We start from the raw sequence: 25,838 nt of genomic DNA, 5'->3' as shown, positions 1-25,838 counted from the left end.
GGGTGGAGCTTGTGGGGTTGCTGTGTTGAAGCTGTGGGAAGGGTGGCAGGAGATTCCCGCCATGTCAGGAGCGCGTCACAAAGTTGGCCGGAAATGGTTCGTTGTCCGGTTGTTCATGTTCGGTATCCGGACTGGATGGTTGATTGTGAGCGGAAAGTGCGTCCTACGACGGCTCGCCGTGCCAGGTGTGCCACAGCGCCGCGTACGCCCCGTCCGCTGCCACGAGCTCTTCGTGCGTGCCGAGTTCGGTGAGCCGGCCGTCCTCCATCACGGCCACCCGGTCCGCGTCGTGGGCGGTGTGCAGACGGTGGGCGATGGCGATGACCGTCCGGCCCTCGAGTACGGCGGCCAGGGCGCGCTCGGTGTGACGGGCGGTGGTCGGGTCGAGGAGGGCGGTGGCCTCGTCGAGGATCAGGGTGTGCGGGTCGGCCAGGACCACCCGGGCGAGGGCGAGCTGCTGGGCCTGGGAGCCGTCGGTGCGGGTGCCGCCGTCTCCGAGCGGGGTGTCCAGGCCGTCCGGCAGTTCGCGCACCCAGCCGTCGGCTCCCACCGCCGTCAGCGCCGCCCACAACTCCTCGTCCGTGGCGGCCGGTTCGGCGATCAGCAGGTTGTCGCGGACCGAGCCGAGGAACACATGGTGCTCCTGGGTGACCAGGACGACCTGGCGGCGCAGCTGCTCGGGGCCGAGGTCGACCACGGGCACCCCACCGACGGTCACCGTGCCCTCGGTGGGTGCGTCGACACCTGCCAGCAGTCTGCTCAGCGTGGTCTTTCCGGCGCCCGAGGGGCCCACCACCGCGAGCCGCTCGCCGGGCCGTACGGTCAGGTCGACGCCGTGCAGCACCTCGCCGCCGCGCTCGTAGGCGTACCGCACCCCGGCCACGTCGAAGCGGTCGTCCGCCGGGGCGGGCGCATCGGCCTGCTGTGCGCGGGGCGCCCGGGCCAGGCCCTCCACGCGGGCGAAGGAGGCGCTGCTGTTCTGCAGTTGCTCGACCCGCATCAGGATCTCGTCGAGGGGCCGGCTCAGCCGCTGCAGATACAGGGCCGCCGTCACGACCGCGCCGAGACTCAGCGTGCCGCGCCCGTGCAGCACCCCGCCGACCAGCAGCACCGCCGCCACCGGAACCAGGTAGGAGACCTCCACCGCCGGGAAGAACACGGTGCGCAGGAACAGCGTGTACAGCCGGGTGCGGCGGGACGTCTCCAGCGCGTCCCGGCTCGCGGCGATCCGCCGCTGCTCCAGCCGCAGCGCCTCGACCGTGCGGGCGCCGGACGCGGTCGCCGCGAGGATCTCGGCGACCTCGGAGGTGGCGGCACCCTCGGCGAGATAGCCGTCGCGAGCCCGGCGCAGATACCAGCGCAGCGCGCACCAGATGCCCATCAGGCCGAGCAGGCCGCACCCGCCGAGCAGCGGGTTCAGCCAGAACACCGCGCCGAGCAGGAACAGTGCCTGCACGCCGTTGATGAGCAGCTCGGGGCCGACGTCACGCAGCGTCGTGCCGACCGTGGCCACGTCGGCCGTCCCGCGCGCCGTCAGATCGCCGGTGCCGGCCCGCTCCACGACCGCCGCGGGCAGCGCGAGCGCCCGGTCGACGAACTCCTCGCGCACACGGGCCAGGGTCCGCTCCCCGAAGCGGTGTCCCACATAGCGGGCCCAGCGGGCGAGCACCAGCTGCGCCAGCGAGCAGAGCAGGATCCACAGCGCCAGCCGGTCGACGGCGGCCACGCCGTGTCCGGCCCGCACCTCGTCGATGATCCGGCCGACCAGCCAGGGTCCGGCGAGTCCGGCTCCGGCCGCCAGGGCGTTCAGTGCGAGTACGGCGCCGAAGGCGCGGGCGTCGGCCTGTACGAGGCGCACCATGGCGCGGCGTACGTCTTGCCGTTCGGCGACGGGGAGTCGGCCTGAGGCCGCCGTCATCGGACCGTCTCCTCGGCGTCCCGTGCGACCAGGGCGCGGTAGCCCGGCTCGGTGTCCAGTAGTTCGCGGTGGGCTCCGGTGGCCGCGACTTTGCCGTCGACCAGGTAGTGCACGGTGTCCGCGCGGTCCAGTACGAGGGGGGAGGTGGTCGTGACGACCGTGGTACGGCCCCTGCGGGCCGCCCGCAGCCTGTGGGCCACCAGGGCTTCGGTGTGCGCGTCCAGGGCTGAGGTCGGCTCGACGGCTAGTAGGACCTCCGGGTCGGCTGCCAGGGCCCTGGCCAGGCGGATGCGTTGTCTTTGGCCGCCGGAGAGGTTGCGGGCCTGGGGGTCTATCGCTGAATCGAGGTTGTCGGGCAGGCCCTGGACGATGTCGTCTGCGACGGCGGTGTGGATGGCTTTGGCCAGGTGCGCGTCAGAAAGTGCCTCGGCTTGTTGTCGGGCGTCTGCGGGTGGTTTGTGGTTGCTCGCGCAGTTCCCCGCGCCCCTGAAGGCGCCATCCGCAGCGCCGAGTACATCGCGCAGGGGGCCTGCGAAAAGGTCGGCCTCGTGGTCGGCCACCAGGATGCGCCGCCTGACTTGCCTGAGTTCGATCTCGTCCAGCGGTATGTCGCCCCAGGTTGCCCTCGACGGGGTGTACCGGCCCAGGCGGTCCACCACCGTTGCCGCGTCTGCCGGGCGGGCTCCGGCGAGAGCGGTCAGCCGCCCGGGTCGTACGCGTACTCCCGACTCGGGATCGTGCAGTACGGCCGGCTCCGCAGGCGCGTCGCGGGTGCCGGTGTCGGCCAAGGGCTCCAGTTGCAGGAAGCGCACGACCCGGCGGGCCGAGACCAGGCCGCGGCTGATCTGGTAGCCGCATTCCACCCAGAAGGCCACCGGGCCGACCAGGACGGCCACATAGCCGTACACCGACACCAACTGGCCGATGGTGATGGAACCTTGGGCGGCCAGGCGGGCCGCCAGCCAGGTGACCACTGCGAGGAACAGGGTCGGCAGCCCGATGCCGAGCGCCTGAACCCAGCTGGTGACCGCTCCGACCCGGTAGCCCTGGCGGCGCAGCCGCTGGGAGTCCTGGTGGAAGGCGTCTGCGAACAGGCCCTTGCCACCGAGGCCGTTGAGGACGCGCAGGCCGCCCGCGAGGTCGGCGATCCGGGCCGTGAGGACGCCCTGCCGGTTGCGGTACTCGGTCTCCGCGCCCTGCAGACGGGTCAGCAGCGGTCCGACGATCACGACGATCACGGGTATGCCGAGGAGTACGACGGCGGCGATCAACGGCGAGACCGAGAGAAGAACGGCCGCGACCACCAGGTAGGCGACCACCGCCCCCACCCCGGGGCCCACCACCGTCAGCGACCCGCTGATCGTCTGTACGTCGCCGACCCCGATGGTGACGACCTCCCCGGCCCCCACCTGCCGCGGCAGCGCGGCGCCCAGCCGGACCGCCTGGCCGACGACCACCTTGACCGTGCGGAAGTTGGCGTCCATCCGCACCCGTGTCATCGTGCGGTGCCGCATGATGCTCAGCCAGGCGTTGAACGACCCGACCGCGAAGAGTGCCGCGGTCCAGCCCGCCAGTGCCGGGTAGTCACCGGGCTCCAGCCCGTCGTCGATCGCCCGGGAGAGGAGATACGGCGTCGCGGCCAGCAGCACCATCCACACGCTGCCCAGCACCGCCCCGGCGAGCGACCGGCCGGGCTGGCAGCGCACCAGCCACAGCAGATAGCGGGCGCCCCCGCGGCGGTCGGGCTCGCCCGGGTCCTCGTACGCGTCGATCATGCTCCCCCGATCCCTGCCGATCCCTGCAGGTCCCTGCAGATCCTGCGATCTCTACAGATCCTGCGATCTCTACGCCAGACTGTCCCGCCACGCCCGGTGCAGGTCCGCGAACCGCCCGGTGCCTTCGATCAGTTCGGTCGGGCTGCCGTCCTCCACGATCTTTCCGTGCTCCATGACCAGTACCCGGTCCGCGATCTCGACGGTCGACAGCCGGTGCGCGATGACCACCGCCGTACGTCCGCGCAGGACGGTCAACATCGCCTGTTGCACCGCGCGTTCGCCCGGGATGTCGAGCGAGCTGGTCGCCTCGTCGAGGATCAGCACGGCCGGGTCGGCGAGCAGCGCCCGGGCGAAGGCCACGAGCTGGCGCTGGCCCGCGGAGATGCGGCCGCCCCGCTTGCGTACGTCCGTGTCGTACCCGTCGGGCAGGGCGCTGATGAACTCGTGGGCTCCGATCGCCTTCGCGGCCTGCTCGATCTGCTCGCGGGTCGCGTCCGGGCGGCCGATGGCGATGTTCTCGGCGACCGTGCCGGAGAACAGGAACGCCTCCTGCGTCACCATCACCACCCCGCGCCGCAGCTCGGGCACGGCTAGGTCGCGCAGGTCGACGCCGTCCAGCAGGACCCGGCCCGCGGAGGGGTCGTAGAAGCGGGCCAGCAGCTTGGCGAGGGTCGACTTGCCGGCGCCCGTCGAACCGACGACCGCGACCGTCTGGCCGGCGGGGATCGTCAGATCGAAGACCGGCAGGACCTCGCCGCCGGTGCGATAGCCGAAGCTGACGCCGTCGAAGACGACCTCGCGGCCGGGGTGCTCGCTCTCCAGCACCGGAAGTTCCACGGGGTTCGAAGGCTCCGGCACGGACGGTGTCTGCGCGAGCAGCCCGGCGATCTTCTCCAGGGAGGCCGCCGCCGACTGGTACGAGTTCAGGAACATGCCGAGGCGGTCGATCGGGTCGTAGAGGCGGCGCAGATAGAGCACCGCGGCCGCCAGCACGCCCAGCTCCAGCGAGCCGCCCGCCACCCGGTAGGCGCCCCACAGCACGATCACCGCGACGGCCGTGTTGGCGACCAGCCGGGAGCCGACGACATAGCGGGCCATCTCCAGCAGGGCGTCCCCGTTGACCCGCTCGTGCCGCCGGTTCAGCTTCAGGAAGTCGGCGTCGTTCGCGGCCTCGCGGCGGAACGCTCGCACCGGCCGGATGCCGTTCATGGTCTCGACGAACTTGACGATGACGGCCGCGGTGGCGGTGGACCGCACCCGGTACACCCGTACCGCGCGCCGCTGGTATAGCCGTACCAGCAGGTACAGCGGCACGAAGGACGCCACCGCGACGGCGCCGAGCCCCAGGTCCAGCCAGAGCAGCATGGCCGAGATGTAGACGAAGGACAGGATGACCGTGATGAGTTCCTGCAGCCCCTCGTTGAGCAGTTCCCGCAGCGACTCCACGTCCGCCGTGGACCGGGAGATCAGTCGTCCGCTCGTGTATCGCTCGTGGAAGTCGATGCTCAGCGCCTGCGCATGCCGGAAGATACGGCCGCGCAGATCGAGCAGTACGTCCTGGTTGACCCGGGCGGAGGCGATGATGAACGCGTACTGCAGCCCGCCGGAGACCAGCGCGCACAGCAGATAGCCCGCGGCCACCGCGATCAGCGGGCCGTGGTCGTGGTCCCGGAACGCCGGTACGGCCTTGTCGATCGCGTACGCCACCAGCAGCGGGCCCGCCTGTACCGCCGCCTGCTGGAGCAGCAGCAGGAGCGTGGTGACGGCGACGCGGGCCCTCATGGGGGCGAGCAGGGAGCGCAGCAGACCGATGGTGGCGCCCGGGGGAGTGGGCAGGACGTCCCGGTCGAAGGGGTCTCCGGCCTCCTTGGGGCGGGGAAGGTCCGGCTCGTCGTCCGCCGTGAGGACGGAGGTGGTGGGGGCGGTCATCGCTCGTCCTCCGCTTCTGAGGTCCCGGACATCAGATGGGCGTACTCGGCGTTCGTGCGCAGCAGTTCGTGATGCGTGCCGACGGCGGTGATCCGGCCGGCGGACAGCAGCGCGACCCGGTCGGCGAGCAGGACCGTGGACGGGCGGTGCGCCACGATGAGCGCCGTGGTGTCCGCGAGGACGTCCCGCAGGGCGGCCTCGACCGCCGCCTCGGTGTGCACGTCGAGGGCGGACAGCGGGTCGTCCAGGACGAGGAACCTGGGTCTGCCCACGACGGCCCGCGCCAGCGCCAGCCGCTGCCGCTGCCCGCCGGAGAGGCTGAGGCCCTGCTCGCCCACCTGGGTGTCCGTGCCCTGGGGCAGCGCATGCGCGAACTCCGCCTGCGCGACGGCGAGCGCGCGGTTCAGCTCGGCGTCGCCTGCACCGTCCTGTGCGCCCATGAGCACGTTGTCCCCGACGGTCGCGGAGAAGAGCGTGGGTTCCTCGAAGGCGACGGCGACGAGGGCGCGCAGTTCCTCGCGGGACATGGCGGTGATGTCCTCGCCGTCGAGCGTGATGCGACCGGACGTGACCTCGTGGAGGCGGGGGACGAGTGCGGTCAGCGTCGTCTTGCCGCTCCCGGTCGCACCCACCAGGGCCATGGACTCGCCGGGGCGGATGTGGAGATCGATGCGGTCGAGGACGGGAGGGGAGTCGCTAGGGGCGTCGGGATAACGGAACCGCACGTTGTGGAACCGGAGGCCGCTCGACTCGGCGGTGCGAGGTGCCGCTCTCTGTGGGTCTGGAGCCGCCCCAGCGGCACGAAGGCCCGCAGCTGCGGCGGACTCGTCCTCCGGTACCTCGTCCATCACCTCGAAGTACCGCTCGGTCGCCGTCGCCGCCTCCTGGCTCATCGCCAGCAGAAACCCGATCGAGTCCACCGGCCACCGCAACGCAAGTGCCGTCGACAGGAAGGCGACCAACGTCCCCGCGGACAGCGATCCGTCCGCAACCTGGACAGCCCCCAGCACCAAGGCCGCCCCGATGGCCACCTCCGGCAGCGTCACGATGACGCCCCAGATGGTGGCGAGCAGCCGGGCCTTCCGCAGCTCCGTCCCCCGCAGCGTCCGCGTCAGTTCCCGGAACGCCCGTGCCTGGCTGCGGTGGCGCCCGAACCCCTTGATGATCCGGATGCCGAGCACGCTCTCCTCGACGACGGTCGTCAGATCGCCGACCTGGTCCTGCGCGAGCCGCGCCACATCGGCGTACCGCTTCTCGAAGATCACGCAGGTGACCATCACGGGAACGGCCGGTCCCAGGATCACCAGCCCGAGCGTCCAGTCCTGCAGCAGCATGATCACTACGCCGACGAGGATCGTCACCCCGTTGACCAGCAGGAACGTCATCGGAAAGGCGAGGAACATGCGCAGCAGCATCAGGTCCGTCGTGCCGCGCGAGAGCAACTGGCCCGAGGCCCAGCGGTCGTGGAAGGCGACCGGCAGCCGCTGCAGATGCCGGTACAGATCCGCCCGCATCCCCGCCTCGATGCCGGCGAGGGGCCGCGCCACCAGCCACCGCCGCAGCCCGAACAGCAGTGCCTCGCCGAGCCCGAGGAGCAGCAGGTACAGCGCGCCGAGCCACACGCCCGCCGGGTCCCGGTCGGCGACCGGCCCGTCCACCATCCACTTCAGTACGAGCGGGATCACGAGGCCCGTACAGGAGGCGAGCACGGCGACGAACGCGGCGGTGAACAGCCGCGCCCGCACGGGCCGTACGTACGGCCACAGGCGCAGCAGGGTGCGCACGGCCGATCGGTCGGTGGTTTTGCCGGGGTCCTTGGTGGTTGCACGTGTCGAGGGCATCGTCTGTGAGCCTACGGATCGGCACTGACAACGCCCACCGAGTTTTGGCCGGACCTGGCTCGGCCCCTGGTCCTACGACCTGCGCGTTCGAGGGGTCGTACAAGAGATCCGGAGGGGTCGTACCCCGGCATCAACCGATCGGTTGATGTGCCTTCGAGCGGGACGGCCGATGTGGCGGCGGGGCGCTTCCCGCGACTCTGATGCCATGTCCGTCATCGAAGTCACCGAACTGCGCAAGTCCTACGGCGGCCGGACCGTCGTCGACGGCGTCTCCTTCGCCGTCGAGGAGGGCGAGATCTTCGGGATCCTCGGCCCGAACGGCGCCGGCAAGACCACCACCGTCGAGTGCGTCGAGGGACTGCGCGTCCCCGACGCGGGCCGGGTCCGTGTCACCGGCCTCGACCCCGTCGCCGACCACGCGCGCGTGGCCCGCGTCCTGGGCGCCCAGCTGCAGCAGAGCGAACTGCAGCCCAAGCTCACCGTCCGCGAGGCGCTGGAGCTGTACGCCTCCTTCTACCCGACCCCGCTCGACTGGGCGCCGCTCGCCGAACGCCTCGGCCTGACCGCCAAGCTGACCACCCGGTTCGGCAAGCTCTCCGGCGGCCAGAAGCAGCGCCTGTTCATCGCGCTCGCCCTGATCGGCAACCCGCGGGTGGTCGTGCTGGACGAGCTGACGACCGGCCTGGACCCGCGGGCCCGCCGGGACACCTGGGCGCTGATCGAGGACGTCAGGGCCAGGGGCGTGACGGTCCTCCTCGTCACCCACTTCATGGAGGAGGCGCAGCGCCTGTGCGACCGGATCGCCGTGATCGACAAGGGCAGGGTGGCCGCACTGGACACCCCGGCCGGCCTCATCCGGCGCTCGGCTGGGGCCACCGTCATCAGCTTCACCCCCTCCGCCCCGCTGGACGACCGTGACCTCGCCGCACTGCCCGCGCTCGCGTCCGTGGAGCACAAGGACGGCCGTATCACCCTCTCCGGCACGGACGAGACGGTCAACGCGGTCGTCACCCTCCTCGCCCGGCACCACATCACCGCCCACCAACTGCGTGTCGTGGACGCCACGCTCGACGACGCGTTCCTCGACCTGACCAAGACCGACGACACCGACACCGACACCGACACCGAGGAGACAGCGGCATGAGCACCGCCGTACTGAGGACCGAGGTCCGCCTCTTCCGCCGGGAACCCGGCGCCATCTTCTGGATCCTGCTCTTCCCGACCCTCCTGCTGGTGATCCTCGGCTCCATCCCGTCCTTCCGGGACCACCAGGCCGACCTCGGCGGTCTGCGCACCATCGACGTCTACGTCCCGGTCGTCGTGCTGGTCGGAATGATCGTCGGCGGTCTGCAGGCGATGCCGCAGACCCTCACCGGCTACCGGGAGCACGGCATCCTGCGCCGGATGGCCACCACTCCGGTCCGGCCGGGAGCCCTGCTGTCCGCGCAGATGGTGGTGTACGGCGCTGCCGCCCTGGTGTCCGCGCTGCTGGCCCTCGCGGTCGGGCGCCTCGCCTTCGCCGTACGACTCCCGAAACAGCCCCTCGGATACGTCCTCGCCCTGCTGCTGGCCGTCCTGGCCGCCCTCGCTCTCGGATCGGTGGTGTCGGCCCTGTCCCGCACGACGAAGATCGCGGGGGCGATCGGTTCGGCCGTCTTCTTCCCGTCGATGTTCTGCGCGGGCGTGTGGCTGCCGACGCAGTCCATGCCCCACCTGATGGCCCGGATCGTCGGGTACACGCCCTTCGGAGCGGCCGCGCAGGCTCTCAACCGGGCGGCGGCCGGGCACTGGCCGGGCTGGGGGCACCTGGGCGTGCTGGCGATATGGATCCTGCTGCTCACGGCGGTGGCGAGCCGCTGGTTCCGCTGGGAGTAGGCGATCCGGCCGTGCAGACTGAGGACATGACCGTGGTGGACAGCCAGATGGACCGGCGCTGGGACCAACTGCGCACCTGGGGGCCGTACGGGCTGCTCCTCATTGGTTTCGTCCCCGCGCTCGCGACCGCCGACCAGCACGCCTCACCGGCCAAGTGGTACACCGCCTGGACCCTGGTCGGCGCCGCGGTCGCGCTCCAACTGTCCTGGCAGGGCCTCCGGGTGCGCCGCCCCGACCGCGGCCGTACGCCGTCCCGGACCGGGACGGCGTACTACGTCGTCCGCTGGGCCCTCGCCTTCGTCCTCACCTGGATCAACCCGTTCTTCGCGTTCTACGCAGCCGCCGGCTACATGGACGCCGACGAGACCATCCCGGGCAGGCGCCGGCGGCGGCTGGGGCTGCTTGCGAGCGCGGTCATCGTGGCCGGCGCGCAGGCCGGCGGGATGCCGTTCGGGAGCGGAGTGCAGTGGGCCGTCTTCGGCGCGCTCCTGGTCGCCAACTCGATCATGCAGATGGTGATTGCCCATCTCACCGAGCAGGAGACGCAGCGGGCCCGCGAACGGACCGTGACCATCTCCGAACTCGAACGCACCAACGCCGCCCTGCAGCAGGCGCTCGACGAGAACGCCGCCCTCCACGCCCAACTCCTCCTCCAGGCAAGGGAAGCGGGGGTGGCCGACGAACGGCGGCGGCTCGCCGCCGAGATCCACGACACCATCGCCCAGGGCCTGACCGGCATCATCGCCCAGCTCCAGGTCGTCTCCAACACTCCCGGCCCGGAGCAGGCGCGTGAACACCTGGGCCGCGCCATGGACCTGGCCCGGCACAGCCTCGGCGAGGCCCGCCGTTCGGTGCACAACCTGGCGCCGGTGGAACTGGCGGACGCCGGACTGCCCGAGGCGCTGAAGAAGACGGTCGCCGCATGGGGCGAACGGACGGGCGTACGCGCCGAGTTCACGGTCACGGGCACGGCGGAACAGCTCCACGAGGAGGTCTCGGCCACCCTGCTGCGCATCGCCCAGGAGGCCCTGTCCAACGCGGCCCGCCATGCCCGCGCCTCACGCCTCGGCGTCACCCTCTCCTTCCTGGGCGACGAGGTGATCCTCGACATCCGCGACGACGGCCGCGGCTTCGACCCCCTCGCGCTCCCGGCCCGCACCGGCTCCGGCGGCTTCGGCCTCGACGGCATGCGGGCCCGCGCCGAACGCATCGCGGGCTCGCTGACCGTCGAGACGGAACCGGGCCACGGCACGGCACTGTCGGCTCGCGTACCGTTGGTCCGCCATGACAGCTGACCCGACCGGCACCCCGCAGATCTCCCTGCTGATCGTCGACGACCATCCCGTCGTACGCGACGGCCTGCGCGGCATGTTCGACTCGGCCCCCGGATTCACCGTCCTCGGCGAGGCGTCGAACGGCGTCGAGGCGCTCGAACGGGCCGCGGCCCTCGACCCCGACGTGATCCTGATGGACCTGCGGATGCCGGGCGGCGGGGGAGTGGACGCGATCGCGGAGCTGACCCGACGCGGTGCCCGGGCCAAGATCCTGGTCCTGACGACGTACGACACCGACTCGGACACCCTGCCCGCGATCGAGGCGGGCGCGACCGGCTATCTGCTCAAGGACGCCCCGCGCGACGAGCTCTTCACGGCCGTCCGCGCGGCGGCGGAAGGCCGCACGGTGCTGTCCCCCGCCGTCGCCTCCCGCCTGGTCTCCGCGGTCCGCACCCCCAGGCCACCCGGGAACGAGCCCCTCTCCGCCCGCGAGCGCGAGGTCCTCGCCCTGGTGGCCAAGGGCACGTCCAACCGCGAGATCGCCCGCGAACTGTTCATCAGCGAGGCGACCGTGAAGACCCATCTCACCCATCTGTACGGCAAGTTGGGCGTCAACGACCGTGCGGCGGCGGTGGCGACTGCGTACGAGCGGGGGATCCTCGGCTAGCTCGTCTGCTGCGGATAGGGGAGCAGACCGGAGGCGGTCTTCTCCCAGGACGCCTTGAGCTCCGCGAGCAACTGCGGCTTGTCCGGCGCCAGATCGGCCTGCTCGCGCAGGTCGGCGCCGAGGTCGTAGAGATGGTCCTTGCCGGTGGAGTCCTGGTAGTACTTCCAGTTCCCGCGCCTGAGCGCCCGGTTGGCGCGCACCCGCCAGAACAGGTCGCGTTCCGGGAGCCCTTCGCCCCGCAGCAGGTATCCGGCCAGGCTGGTTCCGTCCAGCGGGTAGGCAGGGTCGGGGCGGGCGCCCGCCACCTCCAGGAAGGTCGCCGTCCAGTCGGGGGAGAAGTTCGGCTCGTGGCTGACCTGGTTGCCGTCGATGCGGTGCGGCCAGCGCACGATCGTCGGCACCCGGATGCCGCCCTCCTGCAGCACGAACTTCTCACCGCTCAGCGGCCACAGGTACGACCAGCGCTCACCGCCGTTGTCGCTGGCGAAGTACACCAGGGTGTGATCCTCCTGCCCCGAGCGGCGCAGCGCGGCGAGCACCTCGCCGACGGCCGCGTCCAGGCTCTGCACCATCTCCGTGTACTTGGCGACCGACCCGCCGTCGTAGTGGTTGAGGGCGTTGCTGACCTCCGCCTGGCTCTTCGCGGCCCGGATCTTCGCCGCGATCTCGGCGCCGGTCTCCTCGTCGCCCTCCGCCAGCCAGGGCCAGTGCGGGGTGGTGAAGTTGAGGTTCAGCAGCCAGGGCCTGTCATGATCGCGGCTGACGTACTCGACGGCCCGCTCGGTCAGGACGTTCGTGTAGTACCGCAGGTCCTTGTACTCGGCGTCGCCCTCGTAGAGGTCGTAGTCGCCCAGCTGCCCGAGCTTGGAGAAGTACTCGAGCACCCCGCCGTGGTTGCCGAAGAACTCGTCCCAGCCGGACTTGGTGGGGCTGTAGTCGGGCAGCCAGCCGCAGTGCCACTTGCCGATCAGCGCGGTGGAGTAGCCGGCCTTCTTCAGGAGGGAGGCCAGGGTGGGGTGGTTCGGGTCCAGGCCCTGCGTCCTGTTCGCGATCGGCTCGGCGAGCCCGCCCTTCGTACGGCCGGGATAGCGCCCGGTGTACAGGCTGAACCGGGTCGGCGAGCAGGTCGCGGAGCCGGAGTAGGCGTCCGTGAAGCGCACTCCCTGCCGGGCCAGCCGGTCCAGGTTCGGCGTCCTGATGTGGGGAGCGCCGTAGGAGGAGAGGTCGGCCCAGCCGAGGTCGTCGCCGAGGATGACCAGCAGGTTGGGGCGCTTTCCGGCCGCGGGGGCCGTACGGGCCCGGAACGGGCGCTCGGCGGGGGCGGCTTCGGCGGCGCTCGCGGCGCCTGCGGTACCGGCGACGGCGGTCATGGCACCGCCGCCGACGAGACCACCGAAAGCACGACGGGATATTTCAGGCATAAGGGATCCTAGGGATCGGCGCACCCTGCAACACGGCACGCAAAGCGAGGGGGAGGGAAAGAAGGGGGAGGGGGCTGCGGCTCAGCGACAGATGGCGCTGGACTGCCGGCACAGATCCACGTGGCGTCGCTCCACGAGCGCGACGCGCGCGCAGCGGTGGTCAGCGGACAGCCTCATGACCATGGACGGTGCCAGTGCGCCCATTGAGCCGTCAAGGACGTGTTCGCACTGTGGAACACGGTCCGCCGGATCGGCCGGGTGCCCATGTCCCGGCCGCGCGCGTCGGCAGAGCGGCCAACTGCGCCATGGCCGACTGGGGTTGGCGCTTGAACCAGTCGGCTGAGCATGATGACGCTGAGGCGGTCACGGGGGCGTCGGGTCGGGCGGCCGCTCGGGGCGGTCCGGTGGCGGGTGGTCGGTCAGCGCGGGCAGGGGCGGCCACCGGGCCGTGTCCGGTGCTCCGGGCTCGGTGTCCGACTGCCGTACGTACTCCGCGGCGACGGCGGTGCGGAAGCGGTCGTAGTCCCCCGGCCTCGCAGTGGGCGAGCAGCACCAGCCGCTCGGCCGGCAGCAGACGCAGCGCCGCGAAGGGCGCCGGACGGGACGGCCGTTCAGTCGACCCGCAGCAGCAGCACCGCCCGTGCCGGCACCGTGATCGCCGTCCCCGCCCGGTGCACCACCCCGGGCGCCTCCCCCTGCGCCTCCCTCGACGTGTCGACGACCACCTCGTACTGCTCGGCCCACGGCGGCCCGGGCAGCACGAAGCTCACCGGGCGGTCCCCGGCGTGCAGGACGGCCAGGAAGCTGTCGTCGAGGATCGGGTCGCCGCGCTCGTCGCGGCCCGGTATGTCCCGCCCGGACAGATACATGCCGAGCGTGGCGGCGGGCGCGTACCAGTCCCGTTCCGTCATCTCGGTGCCGCGCGCGGTGAACCAGGCCAGGTCGCGCAGACCGTCGGCGGAGTGCGCCCGCCCCGAGAAGAAGGCCCGGCGGCGCAGTACGGGATGCCGGTGCCGCAGCTCGATGAGCCGGGCCGTGAGGTCGAACAGGGCTTTCCAGCCCGGCTCCTCCAGCAGCCCCCAGTCCACCCAGCTGATCTCGTTGTCCTGGCAGTAGGCGTTGTTGTTGCCGCGCTGGGTGCGCCCGAGTTCGTCGCCGGCCACCAGCATCGGCACGCCCGTGGACAGCAGCAGGGTCGTCAGCAGGTTGCGCAGCTGCCGCCGCCTCAGCCCCCGTACCCGCTCGTCGGCCGTCTCCCCCTCCGCCCCGCAGTTCCACGACCGGTTGTCGTTCGAACCGTCCCGGTTGCCCTCACCGTTGGCCTCGTTGTGCTTGCGCTCGTACGACACCAGGTCGCGCAGGGTGAAACCGTCGTGCGCGGTGATGAAGTTGACCGACGCGTACGGCCGGCGGCCGCCCCACGCGTACAGGTCGCTCGACCCCGACAGCCGGTACCCGAGATCCCGTACGTCCGGCAGCGCGCCCCGCCAGAAGTCCCGTACGGCATTGCGGTACCGGTCGTTCCACTCCGTCCACAGCGGCGGGAAGGACCCCACCTGGTAGCCGCCGGACCCGACGTCCCACGGCTCGGCGATCAGCTTCACCCGCCGCAGCACCGGGTCCTGCGCGATGACCGCGAGGAACGGCGACAGCATGTCCACGTCGTGCATGGACCGGGCGAGGGCGGCGGCCAGATCGAAGCGGAAGCCGTCGACGCCCATCTCCGTCACCCAGTAGCGGAGAGAATCCGTGATCAGGCGCAGCACATGGGGCTGGACCACATGGAGCGTGTTGCCGCAGCCCGTGTAGTCGGCGTAGCGCCGGGCGTCCGACTGGAGCCGGTAGTACCCCCGGTTGTCGATCCCCTTCAACGACAGTGTAGGGCCGAGCTCGCCCGCCTCCGCCGTGTGGTTGTAGACCACGTCGAGGATGACCTCGATGCCGGCCGCGTGCAGCGCGCGGACCATCCGCTTGAACTCGCCGACCTGCTGGCCCGTCGTACCGGATGCGGCGTAGGCGGCGTGCGGCGCGAAGTAGCCGATGGAGTTGTAGCCCCAGTAGTTCTTCAGCCCGCGGCGCAGCAGGTGGTCCTCGTGCGCGAACTGGTGGACGGGCAGCAGTTCGACGGCCGTGACGCCCAGCTTGACGAGGTGCTCGACGGCGGCAGGGTGCGCCAACCCGGCGTAGGTGCCGCGCAGTTCCTCCGGGATGCCCGGGTGCAGGGCGGTGAATCCCCTGACGTGCAGCTCGTAGATGACCGAGTCCGCCCACGGGGTCTTCGGGCGGCGGTCGTCGGCCCAGTCGTCGTCATCGTGGACCACGACGCCCTTGGGGACGTACGGCGCCGAGTCCCGGTCGTCGCGCACGGTGTCCGCGACCTGCTGCTGCGGCCAGTCGCGTACGTGCCCGTACACCTCGGGCGGCAGGCTGAAGTCGCCGTCGACCGCACGCGCGTACGGGTCGAGGAGCAGCTTCGCCGGGTTCCAGCGGCCGCCGGTCCACGGGTCCCAGCGGCCGTGCACCCGGTAGCCGTACCGCTGCCCGGGCATCACACCCGGCACGAAGCCGTGCCAGATCTCGTGCGTCAGCTCGGTCAGCCGGGCGCGGGTCTCCTTGCCGGCCTCGTCGAACAGACACAGCTCCACCGCCTCCGCCCCGCCCGCCCACAGCGCGAAGTTGGTGCCCGCGACCCCGTCCGGGCCGACCCGGAACCTGGATCCCAGCGGCATCGGCGCACCCGGTCGCACGGGCACGCCCGGCACCTTGCGGGACGCGCCGTTGACCACGCCGGACGGGCGTTCACCCTCTTCGGCGCGCCCCTCGGCCACCGCCTCCTGCTCGGCTGCGCTGGACACCAGTCCGCCTCCCACGGCTCACGGAACGACCCCCCAGAAGAGCACCCGGCGTCCCGGCCGCGGCTCCCCGTCGCGTCGTCCTCCCCACTGTTCTGCCCAGAGCATGGGGGACGAAGTCCCATCCGGTTCGGCAGCGCCTCTTCAGGCCGCGGGGCTGTGCCGATTGCGGACCCCAACGGCGCCGCAGACGAAAGCAGACGAAAGCGGACCTCACGGCACAACCCGCGGAGCGCCCGCGTCGTTGGGTACGCCGTGAGGCAGAGGCATGGACAAGGGCGCGCACGGCGCGCGGGGGCCGCGTTGGCCGCCGTACTGACATGGGCAGGACTGCTGGCCGGAGCCGCCGGCTGTACCGCCGACCCGGCGGACCGCACCGACATCGGTGAGGCGTTCGGCAAGGCTCCGGCGCCCGAGGACGTCATCCGGATCTCCCCGGACGACAACAGCAAGGGCGTCCGCCCCGGCCGCAGGCTCCGGGTGGGGGTGCCCAGCGGCCGACTGGAGTCGGTGAAGGTCGTCAAGTCCCAGGACGCGCAGGACTCGGAGGTGCCCGGCCGCATCTCCGAGGACGGCCTGCGCTGGGAGCCCGACGAGCCCCGGCTCGCGCTGGCCGCCAAGTACACCGTCGACGCGGTGGCCCTGGACGGCCACGGCCGCAGGTCCGCACGGCACGCGACCTTCACCACCTTCGTCCCCGACGAGCGGTTCATCGGCTACGTCACCCCGGAGAACCGTTCCACGGTCGGCACCGGAATGATCGTCTCCCTGGAGTTCAACCGGGAGATCGAGCACCGCGCGGCCGTCGAGCGGGCCATCCACGTCACCGCGCGACCGCCGGTGGAGATCCGCCCGCACTGGTTCGGCAAGGACCGCCTCGACTTCCGCCCCCAGCGGTACTGGAAACCCGGCACCCAGGTCACCGTCTCCCTCCGCCTCCGCGACGTCGAAGGCGCGCCCGGCGTCTACGGGCTGCAGTACAAGACGTTCTCCTTCACGGTCGGCCGCAGCCAGATCTCCGTGGTCGACGCGGCCGCGCACACCATGCAGGTACGGCGGGACGGCGCGCTGCTCGCCACCGTCCCGATCACGGCCGGGGCGCCCAGGCACACCACCTACAACGGGAAGATGGTGGTGATGGAGATGCTCGAACTGACCCGTATGAACGGCGCCACGGTCGGCTTCAAGAAGCGCAACGGCAAGGGCGAGTACGACATCCCGGACGTCCCGCACGCCCTGCGCCTCACCGACTCCGGCACCTTCCTGCACGGCAACTACTGGGCGCCGAACGCCCCCGGCCACGTCAATGTCAGCCACGGCTGCGTGGGGCTCATGGACGTCAAGGGCGGCAGCTCCGACACCCCGGCCGGCTGGTTCTTCGACCGCAGCCTCGTCGGGGACGTCGTCCAGGTCGTCCACAGCAATGACAAAAAGGTCGCTCCCGACAACGGCCTCGGAGGGTGGAACATGGGCTGGAAGGCATGGAAGGCGGGCAGCGCGGTCAAGTAACCCGAAGGAGGGCGGGGCTTGAGCCGGGTGCATGGTCGATGTTGCGACGGAACGGTGACCTTCAGCTGACACGATCCCCAAAACCTTGCAGTTAATATGCGCCAATGCGCGCGGCGGGACGCGCCGGGGTGCGGGCCTGACCAGGGCCGGCGAGGGGAGAACAACTTGAACGTGCGGCCGATATCGGGGGCGTCGGTTGACGCGCGCAGGCGTGGGGGCAAGGGGCGGCTGGCACTCGTGTCCGGGGTGCTGCTGCTGGCCGTCACCGCGTGCGGAGGGGGCGGGTCCGGTTCCGGATCCGGTTCCGGCGACGGCAAGGGCAAGGACGCGGACGCGGCGCAGACCAAGCAGTCGGTGGCCGTCGTCACCATAGCCCCCAAGGACGGCGCGAAGTCCGTCCAGACCAGCGGCGTCCTCAAGGTCAGCGCGAGCAAGGGCAAGCTGACCGAGGTCGAGGTCAAGGACGCCAAGGGCTCGGAGATATCCGGGAAGATCACCGCCGACGGCTCCGGCTGGACGCCGTCCACCCATCTGGCCGCGTCCACCAAGTACTCGGTGCACGCGGTCGCGAAGGACTCCGAGGGGCGTGAGGCCGCCGAGGACTCCAGCTTCACCACGCTCACACCGCAGAACACCTTCATCGGCACCTTCACGCCCGAGGACGGATCCACCGTCGGCGTCGGAATGCCGTTCTCCGTCCGCTTCACCCGGGGCATCACACACCCCGAGGACGTCAAGAAGGCCATCACCGTCAAGACCGAACCGGCCGTGGACGTCGAGGGCCACTGGTTGGGCAACGACCGCCTCGACTTCCGCCCGGAGCACTACTGGAAGTCCGGTACGAAGGTCACGGTGAGCCTGAACCTCGACGGCGTGGAGGGCCGGCCCGGCGTCTACGGCAAGCAGGACAAGACGGTGAAGTTCACCATCGGCCGCGACCAGGTCTCCTACGTGGACGCCAAGAAGCACACGATGAAGGTCACCCAGGACGGCAAGGTCATCAAGACCATCCCGGTCACCACAGGCAAGCCGGGCTACGACACCTGGAACGGCCAGATGGTCGTGAGCGAGAAGTCCATCGAGACACGCATGAACAGCGAGACGGTGGGCTACGGCAAGGAGTACGACATCAAGGACGTGCCCCACGCCGTCCGCCTGACCGACTCGGGCACGTTCGCCCACGGCAACTACTGGGGCGGCGACGCCTTCGGCAACTACAACGCCAGCCACGGCTGCATCGGCCTGCGCGACGTCCGCGGCGGCTACGACAGCGGCACGCCGGCGGCCTGGTTCTACAACCACTCGATCATCGGCGACGTCGTGGTCGTGAAGAACGCCCACGACGCGACGGTCGATCCGGCCAACGGCCTCAACGGCTGGAACATGTCCTGGGAGAAGTGGACGGCATAAGCCCTACGGAGATCTGCAGCCCCGGTGTGAGGTACGGCACCGGGGCTGTTGTCGTTAGCGCGCGTTAACCTGCCTGCATGACCGTGAATCTCGAAGTCGCCGAAGGCGTCGGCACCATCCGCCTCCACCGCCCGCCGATGAACGCGCTGGACGTCGCCACCCAGGACCGGCTCAAGGAACTGGCCGAGGAGGCGACCCGGCGTGACGACGTACGGGCCGTGATCGTGTACGGCGGGGAGAAGGTGTTCGCGGCGGGCGCGGACATCAAGGAAATGCAGAAGATGGACCACACGGCGATGGTCCTGCGCGCCCGCGCCCTCCAGGACTCGTTCACCGCGGTGGCCCGCATCCCCAAGCCGGTGGTGGCGGCGATCACGGGCTATGCGCTCGGCGGCGGCTGCGAGTTGGCGCTGTGCGCGGACTACCGGATCGCGGCCGAGAACGCCAAGCTGGGCCAGCCGGAGATCCTGCTGGGCCTGATCCCGGGCGCCGGCGGCACCCAGCGGCTGTCCCGGCTGGTCGGCCCGTCGAAGGCGAAGGACCTGATCTTCACCGGCCGGATGGTCAAGGCGGACGAGGCGCTGACGCTGGGTCTGGTGGACCGGGTGGTGCCGGCCGAGGAGGTCTACACTGCCGCGCACGAGTGGGCGGCGAAGCTGGCGCAGGGCCCGGCGATCGCACTGCGGGCCGCGAAGGAGTCCATCGACACCGGTCTGGAGACGGACATCGAGACGGGCCTCGCCGTCGAACGGAACTGGTTCGCGGGTCTGTTCGCGACGGAGGACCGTGAGCGCGGGATGCGCAGCTTCGTGGAGGAGGGGCCGGGCAAGGCCAAGTTCGTCTGAGTTCCTCCGAAGTACCTCTGAACCCCTTGCAATTGACGCGCTGTCTGATCCGGGTCCCTCGATGGGGCGGTTTATGGGAGCCTTAAGGCAACCTTAAGTCTGCCTTGTCGAGGGAGACCGTCGATTGCCTCCAAGAGAGCCGTCAGCGCAGGTCGGGCGGGCTACGGAAGCCTCTGAACTGCCTGTGGCATATGTCAACCGGCCCATTCGGAACGACGTATTCCGGGGGGCGTATTCCTCAGGAACGGCCCCGGAGGGCGCTCTGGGCGGCCATGATGGGGGCATGGCGGGGCTGGAGGGCATCGAACAGCCGCGGGGACACGGCCGTGCGACGGCGGCGCGCTGGTCGCCCGCGGTGGAGGACGAACGGGCGCTCAAGGCGCTCGAGTTGTTCGGCAACCCGACCGAGGCGGAGGTCCAGCTGCCGTCCCGCCCGGAGTCCGCCGCCACCGCCCGCCGGCTCACCCAGGTCGTGGTCCTGCGCCAGTGGGGCCTGACGCCCAAGATGACGGAGGACGCCGTCCTGCTCGTCTCGGAACTGGTCGGCAACGCGGTCCGCCACACCGGCGCCCGGGTCTTCGGCCTTCGGATGCGCCGCCGCCGGGGCTGGATCCGCATCGAGGTCCGCGACCCCTCCCGGGGCCTGCCCTGTCTGATGCCGGTCCAGGAGACGGACATCAGCGGCCGGGGCCTGTTCCTGGTCGACAAGCTCTCCGACCGCTGGGGAGTCGACCTCCTGCCGCGCGGCAAGACGACCTGGTTCGAGATGAGGGTCGCCGACCGCTAGGCCGAGCCCTGTCCGGCGCTCGTGAGCGGAGGTTGCCGTCCCTGGGGCTGCGCCCCGGACCCCCATCGGCCCGAAGGGCCTCGTCCTCGAACGCCGGACGGGCTGAAGCGGGCTGAAGTGGACTGAAGTGGGCTGAATTCGTGCCGGCCGCGACCCGGCGAATGTCCCCCGATCGGGTCAATCGGCCCTTTTCTTACCCTTCCCCTCTTAAATGGTGCGGTGACCTCGACCGACCGCCGGACGGCGCTCCGCACGGGTGCCGGCCTCCTTGCCGCAGGCGCCCTCACCGCAGGGTGCGCCCCGAACGGCGCCGGCGCGCACCCCACTTCATCGGCGCACCCGTCGCCCACCTCGTCCACCCCGCCATCCGCCGCCCCCGCCCCCCGCCGCCTCCCCGGCCGACCCGCCCAGCTCACCCACGGCCCCCGCACCCACCGCCGGGTCGCCCTCACCTTCCACGGCCAGGGCGACCCCGCCATCGCCCACTCGCTGCTCACCGAGGCCGAGAAGCGCGGTGCCCGCCTCACCGTCCTGGCCGTGGGCAGCTGGCTCGACGAGTACCCGGACATGGCCCGCCGTGTCCTCGACGGCGGCCACGACCTCGGCAACCACACCCAGCGCCATCTGGCTGTCAACACGATGTCCGAGGCCGAGGCCCGCAGCGAGATCACCGCCTGCGCCGACCGCCTGGAGCACCTCACCGGCTCCATCGGCACCTGGTTCCGCCCCTCCCGCGCACCCCTCGCGTCCCCGCTGGTCCTGCGCCTGGCCCGCAGCGCCGGCTATCCGCACGTCCTCTCGTACGACGTCGACTCCCTCGACTACACCCGGCCCGGTGCCGATGCAGTCCAGCGAAAGGTCCTCGACGAGGTCCGGGGCGGCTCCGTGGTGAGCATGCATTTCGGATACCCGGACACGGTCGCTGCCCTCCCCGTCGTACTGGAAGAACTCGCCCGCCGCGGCCTGGCCGCGGTGACCACCACGGAGTTGTTCAGCTGATGAACCCCACCCGGCTCACCCGCGCCCTCGTCGCGACCGCCGCCCTCGCCTCGCTCACCACCCTCGCCGCCTGCACCGGCGCCCCCCACCACGAGGACGAGGCCCTCGGCAAGAAGGCCGCCGTCGCCCCGCCGAAGAAGGCCGCCGCACAGGGCCTGGCCGGGATGCCGCCCGTCCTCGACCCGCACGACGTGTACGCGGCCGACCGCCCGAACCGGCTCTCCCCGGTGGTGAAGGACTTCCCGTCCCGCGTCTACGTCCCCAACACCAACTCCGACACCGTCTCCGTCATCGACCCGAAGACGTACAAGGTCATCGAGACGATCCCGGTCGGCAGACAGCCCCAGCACGTCGTGCCCTCCTGGGACATGAAGACCCTGTGGGTCAACAACGACCGGGGCAACACCCTCACCCCCATCGACCCGAGGACGGGGAAGGCCGGCAAGGCCGTCGACGTGCACGACCCCTACAACCTCTACTTCACGCCGAACGGCAAGTACGCGATCGTCATGGCCTCCCTCGACCGCGAACTCGTCTTCCGTGACGCGCACACCATGAAGCGCGAGAAGACCGTGCCGGTGAGCTGCTACGGCGTCAACCACGCCGACTTCTCCCTCGACGGCCGCTACTTCATCGTCTCGTGCGAGTTCAGCGGCGAACTGCTCAAGGTCGACACGGCGAAGATGAAGGTGATCGGGCAGGAGAAGCTGCCCTTCCAGGGCGCGATGCCGCAGGACGTCAAGGTCTCGCCGGACGGCAAGAAGTTCTACATCGCCGACATGATGGCCGACGGCGTGTGGATCCTGGACGGCGACAAGTTCACCAAGCCCACCCTGCTGCCCACCGGCAAGGGTGCCCACGGCCTCTACGTCAGCCGCGACTCGCGCGAGATGTACATCTCCAACCGAGGCGAAGGCACCATCTCCCTCTTCGACTTCACACAGAACAGGCTCACCAAGAAGTGGCACCTGCCGGACGGCGGCAGCCCCGACATGGGCGGCGTCTCCGCGGACGGCAAGGTCCTGTGGCTGTCGGGGCGCTACAACTCCGAGGTGTACGCCATCGACACCCGCACCGGCACCCAGCTGGCCCGCATCAAGGTCGGCAGCGGCCCGCACGGCCTCGCGGTGTACCCGCAGCCGGGCCGCTACTCGCTCGGCCACACCGGCATCTTCCGCTGAGACACCGCGAGTTGGAGAACCCGGGGACATGCCGCCGAACGGGTGACCCTGCGCATTCCGCCGCCGCGGGCCGGGGATCGTCCACCCCATGATCACAACTCGCCTGCGGCGGCGGGCCGCTGCCGCAGTCCTGTCCCTCGCGGCCCTCTTCGCGACGACGGCCGCGACCGTCCCCACCGCCGTCCCCGCGAAGGCCGCCGCCCCTGTCTGTCCCCAGTTCGACGATCCCGTCAAGGCGGCCGTCGACCGCCGTGTCGACGTCGATCGCATCACGCCCGAACCGGTCTGGCGCAAGACCTGCGGCACGCTCTACCGCAGCGACAGCCGCGCCCCCGCGACCGTGTTCGAGCAGGGCTTCCACCCCAAGGACGTCATCGACGGCCAGTACGACATCGAGCAGTACGTCCTGGTCAACCAGCCCTCGCCGTACGTGTCGACGACGTACGACCACGACCTCTACAAGACCTGGTACAAGTCGGGCTACAACTACTACATCGACGCTCCCGGCGGCGTCGACGTCAACAAGACCATCGGTGACACACACAAATGGGCCGACCAGGTCGAGGTGGCCTTCCCCGGCGGCATCGCGCGGCAGTACATCATCGGTGTCTGCCCGGTCGACAAGAAGACCAGGACCGAGATCATGAACGACTGCCAGAGCAATCCGTACTACCGGCCCTGGCACTGAACAGCAGGGCTTCCGAGCCCACAGGACGGTAGCCCGCCGCCTGGAACGCCCGCATGCTGCGGGCGTTCCCCGGCGACACCTGGGCCCACACCGGCTCCCCGGCCAGGTGCCGCGCCGCCGTCACCAGCAGCCGCCCCAGCCCCCGGTGCCGTACCTCCTCGTCCACCTCGACCGCGACCTCCAGGCGCCCGGCGACCCCGCGCCCCAGTACCACCACGCCGCCCCGCGCCGCCCACAGCCGCACGTCCTCGCGGTGCGTACGGGCGCGGGCGGCCCTGGGATGGCCGGCGTCGGTGATCTCCGTCAGGGTGAGCGGAGGCCCGCCGGGCAGCGGATCACCGACCAGGAGCGCGTCGATGGTGTCGGTCTGGCGACCCGTCCGCTCCAACAGCGCCGTGAGGAACCGGGCGTTCATTGGCGCGGCCAGTTCGTCGCAGTCGGCGGCGCGCAGTGTCTCGTACACCCACGTCGGGTCCTCGTCGGTGAAGACGACGGAGTGCGCGGTGAACGCGATGACCCCGGCGTCCCGGTGCGAGGCCTGCGGCACGACGGTCGTACGGCCGTCCGCGGGCGGGAAGACACCGCGCGCGGCCGCGTCGAGAATGTCCCGCAGAGTCTCCATCGCCCCGCTCCTTGAGTCTCCACCCACTGGAAGGCCCAGACTCGCAGACATGATCGACGACGGCACCGGACTTTTGACCATCGGCGAGCTGGCGCGGTCCACCGGCCTGACCGTGCGCACCATCCGCTACTGGTCCGACGAGGGCGTCCTGACCCCCGTCACCCGCTCCACCGGCGGCTACCGGCTCTACGACGCCGCCTCCGCCGCCCGTCTGGAGCTGATCCGCACCCTGCGTGAGCTGGGCCTCGGTCTGGACGACGTACGCAAGGTGCTGGACGGGGAGCGGACGGTCGCTCAGGTCGCGGCGGCGCACGTGGCGGCGCTGGACGCGCAGATCCGCTCCATGAAGGTGACCCGGGCGGTGCTGTCGACCGTGGCGCGACGCGGTTCGACCGCAGAGGAGATGACCCTGATGAACAAGCTGGCGCGGCTGTCGGCTGCCGAGCGGGCCCGTATCGTCGAGGACTTCACGACGGAGATCTTCGACGGGCTCGACACGGCCGACCCCGACATCCGCAAGCGGATGCGGTTCGCCCCGGCGGACCTGCCGGACGAGCCGACCCCCGAGCAGGTCGACGCCTGGGTGGAGCTCGCCGAGATGATGCAGGACCTCGGGTTCCGGACCCTGATGCGCAGGATGATCGAGTTCAACGCGGCGGACCGCGGCCCGGACGTGCCCGCGGGCACCTCGCTGTGGTTCATGAGCCGCCTGGTGCAGCTCGCGGGTCAGGCCCGGGAGCGGGGCATCGCCCCCGAGGCGCCCGAGGCCGAGGAACTCCTGCGCGGGCTGCTCGGCGACGCGGACCCCGCCGAGGTGCTGAAGCGGCTGGAGGCGGGCACCAATGTCCGTGTGGCCCGCTACCGCCAGTTGTGGGCGGTCGTGGCGGGGCTCGGGCCGCAGGCGGCGTACGAGGCGGAGTTCGCCTGGGTGGTCGCCGCACTGAAGGCCCGCGTGGCCAGCTAATCTGACCTGCGTCAACACGACGGCAAGACACGCAGTCACGGAGAAAAGGGGCGGATCGGTGGCCGACATCGAAGCAGCGCGCAAGGAGTTCCAGCGGATCGACAGCGACGGCGACGGGTTCATCACCGCCGCCGAGTTCAAGACCGCCCTCGCCCAGGGGGGCGACTGGAACGTCACCGAGTCGGTCGCCGAGGTGATCATCAAGAGCCGTGACCTGAACGGCGACAAGGTGCTGTCCTTCGACGAGTTCTGGGCGTACCTGAACAAGTAGGACGTGCCGGGGGGTGCCCGTCCGCACGGCGGACGGGCACCCCTGCCGGCCTCAGGACACCTGCCTCCGGTACTGCCCCGGCGCCACCCCGAACTCCCGCTTGAACGCCTTGGCGAAGGCGAACTCCGAGGTGTAGCCCGCGCGTTGGGCGACCAGGCGCAGGGGGAGGTCCTCCTCGCGCAGCAGGCGGCCCGCGGTCGTCATGCGCCACCAGGTGAGGTAGGCGAGCGGCGGTTCGCCGACCAGCGTGGTGAAGCGACGGGCGAAGGCGGCGCGGGACAGACCGCTCTCGGCGCCGAGCTCCTCGACCGTCCAGGGGCGGGCCGGGTCGCCGTGGATGGCGCGCAGGGCCGCCGCCACGGCCGGGTCGTCGAGCGCGGCCGACCAGCCGGTGGCCTTGCGGTCGTGCTGCCACCAGGCGCGCAGGATGTACAGCAGCAGGGTGTCGAGCAGCGAGGTGACGATGGCGTCCGAGCCGGGCTGCGGCTCCTCCAGCTCCATGCCGAGCAGGTCCACCGCCGCCCGCAGTGAGCGATGGGCGCCGACCTGGGCGGGCAGGTGCACCACGTCCGGCAGTTCGGAGACCAGACGGTGGGTGCGGCTGCGGTCCATCTGGTAGGAGCCGCAGAGCAGGACCGCGTCTGGTGTTCCCTCCCGTGGACTGTTCGTCGGCGCGGGCCACCGGTTGTCCGACCCGGGCCGTACGTGCTCCAGCGGCACGTCGAGCCCGCTGGCCAGCGCATGCCCCCGCCCGTGCGCCAGGAACACCACGTCCCCGGGCCCGACCGCGACCGGCTCGCCCTCCGCCGGGATGAGCCACGCCGACCCGCGCAGCACCACATGGAACCCGGCCCCCGGGGATGCCTCGAACCGCATGCCCCACGGCGCGTACTTGTCCCGGCGCGAGGAGTGCGGCCGCCCGGTGCGCATCGCGCTCACGGCGTCACTGAGTACGTCCATGTCCGAACGGTAGCCGCATGCCGTACCGGAGAGACGATCGGACAGGAAAG

General features: G+C 71.0%; 22 protein-coding genes. 13 read left to right on the top strand and 9 right to left on the bottom strand.

What is annotated here, in order from left to right; genetic code table 11:
• Positions 1-163 precede the first annotated feature (163 nt).
• The 4 genes from ACFY1E_RS24090 to ACFY1E_RS24075 all read right to left on the bottom strand — a co-directional run bounded on the left by ACFY1E_RS24090 (position 164) and on the right by ACFY1E_RS24075 (position 7,463).
• Positions 164-1,918 carry an ABC transporter ATP-binding protein gene (locus ACFY1E_RS24090; RefSeq protein WP_389079266.1) on the bottom strand — a complete coding sequence of 585 codons (1,755 nt, stop codon included), beginning with the start codon at positions 1,916-1,918 and terminating at the stop codon, positions 164-166.
• Positions 1,915-3,693 (bottom strand): ABC transporter transmembrane domain-containing protein, encoded by a 1,779-nt coding sequence (locus tag ACFY1E_RS24085; protein ID WP_389079264.1) that lies wholly within the window; start codon positions 3,691-3,693, stop codon positions 1,915-1,917. The genes ACFY1E_RS24090 and ACFY1E_RS24085 overlap by 4 nt, the downstream gene beginning before the upstream one ends.
• Before the next feature lie 69 nt (positions 3,694-3,762).
• Positions 3,763-5,622: an ABC transporter ATP-binding protein gene (locus tag ACFY1E_RS24080; RefSeq protein WP_389079261.1), complete on the bottom strand. Its 1,860-nt coding sequence runs from the start codon at positions 5,620-5,622 to the stop codon at positions 3,763-3,765.
• Positions 5,619-7,463: an ABC transporter ATP-binding protein gene (locus ACFY1E_RS24075; RefSeq protein WP_389079259.1), complete on the bottom strand. Its 1,845-nt coding sequence runs from the start codon at positions 7,461-7,463 to the stop codon at positions 5,619-5,621. Before ACFY1E_RS24075 ends, ACFY1E_RS24080 begins: the two co-directional genes overlap by 4 nt.
• Positions 7,464-7,668: 205 nt before the next feature.
• On the opposite strand from ACFY1E_RS24075, the gene ACFY1E_RS24070 reads away from it, so the two are divergent.
• From ACFY1E_RS24070 to ACFY1E_RS24055, 4 genes are read left to right on the top strand one after another with little or no spacing between them, the layout of a single operon-like run.
• Positions 7,669-8,607, top strand: a complete 939-nt coding sequence (locus tag ACFY1E_RS24070) for an ABC transporter ATP-binding protein (RefSeq protein ID WP_389079256.1) — start codon at positions 7,669-7,671, stop codon at positions 8,605-8,607.
• Positions 8,604-9,338 carry an ABC transporter permease gene (locus ACFY1E_RS24065; protein ID WP_389079255.1) on the top strand — a complete coding sequence of 245 codons (735 nt, stop codon included), beginning with the start codon at positions 8,604-8,606 and terminating at the stop codon, positions 9,336-9,338. The genes ACFY1E_RS24070 and ACFY1E_RS24065 overlap by 4 nt, the downstream gene beginning before the upstream one ends.
• A gap of 26 nt (positions 9,339-9,364) precedes the next feature.
• The gene (locus ACFY1E_RS24060) at positions 9,365-10,633 is read left to right on the top strand and encodes a sensor histidine kinase (RefSeq protein WP_389079252.1); all 1,269 of its coding nucleotides are present in this window, start codon (positions 9,365-9,367) and stop codon (positions 10,631-10,633) included.
• Entirely contained in the window at positions 10,623-11,279 is a 657-nt protein-coding gene (locus tag ACFY1E_RS24055) for a response regulator (RefSeq protein WP_389079251.1), read from the top strand. The genes ACFY1E_RS24060 and ACFY1E_RS24055 overlap by 11 nt, the downstream gene beginning before the upstream one ends.
• On the opposite strand, the gene ACFY1E_RS24050 is transcribed toward ACFY1E_RS24055, so the two are convergent.
• The 3 genes from ACFY1E_RS24050 to glgX all read right to left on the bottom strand — a co-directional run bounded on the left by ACFY1E_RS24050 (position 11,276) and on the right by glgX (position 15,555).
• Positions 11,276-12,700, bottom strand: coding sequence for a sulfatase (locus ACFY1E_RS24050; RefSeq protein ID WP_389079248.1), 1,425 nt, complete (start codon positions 12,698-12,700; stop codon positions 11,276-11,278). The two genes, ACFY1E_RS24055 and ACFY1E_RS24050, sit on opposite strands and share 4 nt — an antisense overlap.
• 81 nt (positions 12,701-12,781) lie before the next feature.
• On the bottom strand, positions 12,782-12,877 hold the full coding sequence (locus tag ACFY1E_RS24045; RefSeq protein WP_389079247.1) for a putative leader peptide: 96 nt from the start codon (positions 12,875-12,877) through the stop codon (positions 12,782-12,784).
• A gap of 434 nt (positions 12,878-13,311) precedes the next feature.
• Positions 13,312-15,555, bottom strand: a complete 2,244-nt coding sequence (gene glgX / locus ACFY1E_RS24040; RefSeq protein ID WP_389079245.1) for a glycogen debranching protein GlgX — start codon at positions 15,553-15,555, stop codon at positions 13,312-13,314.
• 300 nt (positions 15,556-15,855) lie between these two features.
• On the opposite strand from glgX, the gene ACFY1E_RS24035 reads away from it, so the two are divergent.
• From ACFY1E_RS24035 to ACFY1E_RS24005, 7 genes are all read left to right on the top strand, one after another.
• The gene (locus ACFY1E_RS24035; protein WP_389079243.1) at positions 15,856-17,061 is read left to right on the top strand and encodes an Ig-like domain-containing protein; all 1,206 of its coding nucleotides are present in this window, start codon (positions 15,856-15,858) and stop codon (positions 17,059-17,061) included.
• A gap of 165 nt (positions 17,062-17,226) precedes the next feature.
• Positions 17,227-18,471, top strand: coding sequence for an Ig-like domain-containing protein (locus tag ACFY1E_RS24030; protein WP_389079241.1), 1,245 nt, complete (start codon positions 17,227-17,229; stop codon positions 18,469-18,471).
• A gap of 77 nt (positions 18,472-18,548) precedes the next feature.
• Positions 18,549-19,316, top strand: coding sequence for an enoyl-CoA hydratase/isomerase family protein (locus ACFY1E_RS24025; RefSeq protein ID WP_389079239.1), 768 nt, complete (start codon positions 18,549-18,551; stop codon positions 19,314-19,316).
• A gap of 283 nt (positions 19,317-19,599) precedes the next feature.
• Positions 19,600-20,103, top strand: coding sequence for an ATP-binding protein (locus ACFY1E_RS24020; RefSeq protein ID WP_344405001.1), 504 nt, complete (start codon positions 19,600-19,602; stop codon positions 20,101-20,103).
• Positions 20,104-20,322: 219 nt separating this feature from the next.
• On the top strand, positions 20,323-21,102 hold the full coding sequence (locus ACFY1E_RS24015) for a polysaccharide deacetylase family protein (RefSeq protein WP_389079237.1): 780 nt from the start codon (positions 20,323-20,325) through the stop codon (positions 21,100-21,102).
• On the top strand, positions 21,102-22,283 hold the full coding sequence (locus ACFY1E_RS24010; RefSeq protein ID WP_389079235.1) for a YncE family protein: 1,182 nt from the start codon (positions 21,102-21,104) through the stop codon (positions 22,281-22,283). Before ACFY1E_RS24015 ends, ACFY1E_RS24010 begins: the two co-directional genes overlap by 1 nt.
• 88 nt (positions 22,284-22,371) lie before the next feature.
• Positions 22,372-22,971 (top strand): ADP-ribosyltransferase, encoded by a 600-nt coding sequence (locus ACFY1E_RS24005; protein ID WP_389079233.1) that lies wholly within the window; start codon positions 22,372-22,374, stop codon positions 22,969-22,971.
• On the opposite strand, the gene ACFY1E_RS24000 is transcribed toward ACFY1E_RS24005, so the two are convergent.
• Entirely contained in the window at positions 22,925-23,593 is a 669-nt protein-coding gene (locus ACFY1E_RS24000; RefSeq protein WP_389079230.1) for a GNAT family N-acetyltransferase, read from the bottom strand. The two genes, ACFY1E_RS24005 and ACFY1E_RS24000, sit on opposite strands and share 47 nt — an antisense overlap.
• 49 nt (positions 23,594-23,642) lie before the next feature.
• Between ACFY1E_RS24000 and ACFY1E_RS23995 the strand changes: the two genes are divergently transcribed.
• Positions 23,643-24,557, top strand: coding sequence for a MerR family transcriptional regulator (locus ACFY1E_RS23995; protein WP_389079227.1), 915 nt, complete (start codon positions 23,643-23,645; stop codon positions 24,555-24,557).
• A 58-nt stretch (positions 24,558-24,615) separates the two neighbouring features.
• Positions 24,616-24,828, top strand: coding sequence for an EF-hand domain-containing protein (locus tag ACFY1E_RS23990; RefSeq protein ID WP_389079225.1), 213 nt, complete (start codon positions 24,616-24,618; stop codon positions 24,826-24,828).
• Positions 24,829-24,879: 51 nt separating this feature from the next.
• Here ACFY1E_RS23990 and ACFY1E_RS23985 read toward each other — a convergent pair whose 3' ends face one another.
• A complete protein-coding gene (locus tag ACFY1E_RS23985; RefSeq protein ID WP_389079222.1) occupies positions 24,880-25,788 on the bottom strand; it encodes an AraC family transcriptional regulator in 909 nt (302 codons plus the stop codon).
• Between the last annotated feature and the right edge of the window lie 50 nt (positions 25,789-25,838).

The sequence above is a fragment of the Streptomyces sp. NPDC001604 genome (assembly GCF_042893475.1).
Taxonomy (GTDB): Bacteria; Actinomycetota; Actinomycetes; order Streptomycetales; family Streptomycetaceae; genus Streptomyces.
This window is presented reverse-complemented; position numbering and strand designations above follow the sequence as displayed.

Excerpts from the sequence above, each read along its gene's own strand:
- ACFY1E_RS24090 (WP_389079266.1), bottom strand. The coding sequence starts at position 1,918 with ATGACGGCGGCCTCAGGCCGACTCCCCGTCGCCGAACGGCAAGACGTA.
- ACFY1E_RS24085 (WP_389079264.1), bottom strand. The coding sequence starts at position 3,693 with ATGATCGACGCGTACGAGGACCCGGGCGAGCCCGACCGCCGCGGGGGC.
- ACFY1E_RS24080 (WP_389079261.1), bottom strand. The coding sequence starts at position 5,622 with ATGACCGCCCCCACCACCTCCGTCCTCACGGCGGACGACGAGCCGGAC.
- ACFY1E_RS24075 (WP_389079259.1), bottom strand. The coding sequence starts at position 7,463 with ATGCCCTCGACACGTGCAACCACCAAGGACCCCGGCAAAACCACCGAC.
- ACFY1E_RS24070 (WP_389079256.1), top strand. The coding sequence starts at position 7,669 with ATGTCCGTCATCGAAGTCACCGAACTGCGCAAGTCCTACGGCGGCCGG.
- ACFY1E_RS24065 (WP_389079255.1), top strand. The coding sequence starts at position 8,604 with ATGAGCACCGCCGTACTGAGGACCGAGGTCCGCCTCTTCCGCCGGGAA.
- ACFY1E_RS24060 (WP_389079252.1), top strand. The coding sequence starts at position 9,365 with ATGACCGTGGTGGACAGCCAGATGGACCGGCGCTGGGACCAACTGCGC.
- ACFY1E_RS24055 (WP_389079251.1), top strand. The coding sequence starts at position 10,623 with ATGACAGCTGACCCGACCGGCACCCCGCAGATCTCCCTGCTGATCGTC.
- ACFY1E_RS24050 (WP_389079248.1), bottom strand. The coding sequence starts at position 12,700 with ATGCCTGAAATATCCCGTCGTGCTTTCGGTGGTCTCGTCGGCGGCGGT.
- ACFY1E_RS24045 (WP_389079247.1), bottom strand. The coding sequence starts at position 12,877 with ATGAGGCTGTCCGCTGACCACCGCTGCGCGCGCGTCGCGCTCGTGGAG.
- ACFY1E_RS24025 (WP_389079239.1), top strand. The coding sequence starts at position 18,549 with ATGACCGTGAATCTCGAAGTCGCCGAAGGCGTCGGCACCATCCGCCTC.
- ACFY1E_RS24020 (WP_344405001.1), top strand. The coding sequence starts at position 19,600 with ATGGCGGGGCTGGAGGGCATCGAACAGCCGCGGGGACACGGCCGTGCG.
- ACFY1E_RS24010 (WP_389079235.1), top strand. The coding sequence starts at position 21,102 with ATGAACCCCACCCGGCTCACCCGCGCCCTCGTCGCGACCGCCGCCCTC.
- ACFY1E_RS24005 (WP_389079233.1), top strand. The coding sequence starts at position 22,372 with ATGATCACAACTCGCCTGCGGCGGCGGGCCGCTGCCGCAGTCCTGTCC.
- ACFY1E_RS24000 (WP_389079230.1), bottom strand. The coding sequence starts at position 23,593 with ATGGAGACTCTGCGGGACATTCTCGACGCGGCCGCGCGCGGTGTCTTC.
- ACFY1E_RS23995 (WP_389079227.1), top strand. The coding sequence starts at position 23,643 with ATGATCGACGACGGCACCGGACTTTTGACCATCGGCGAGCTGGCGCGG.
- ACFY1E_RS23985 (WP_389079222.1), bottom strand. The coding sequence starts at position 25,788 with ATGGACGTACTCAGTGACGCCGTGAGCGCGATGCGCACCGGGCGGCCG.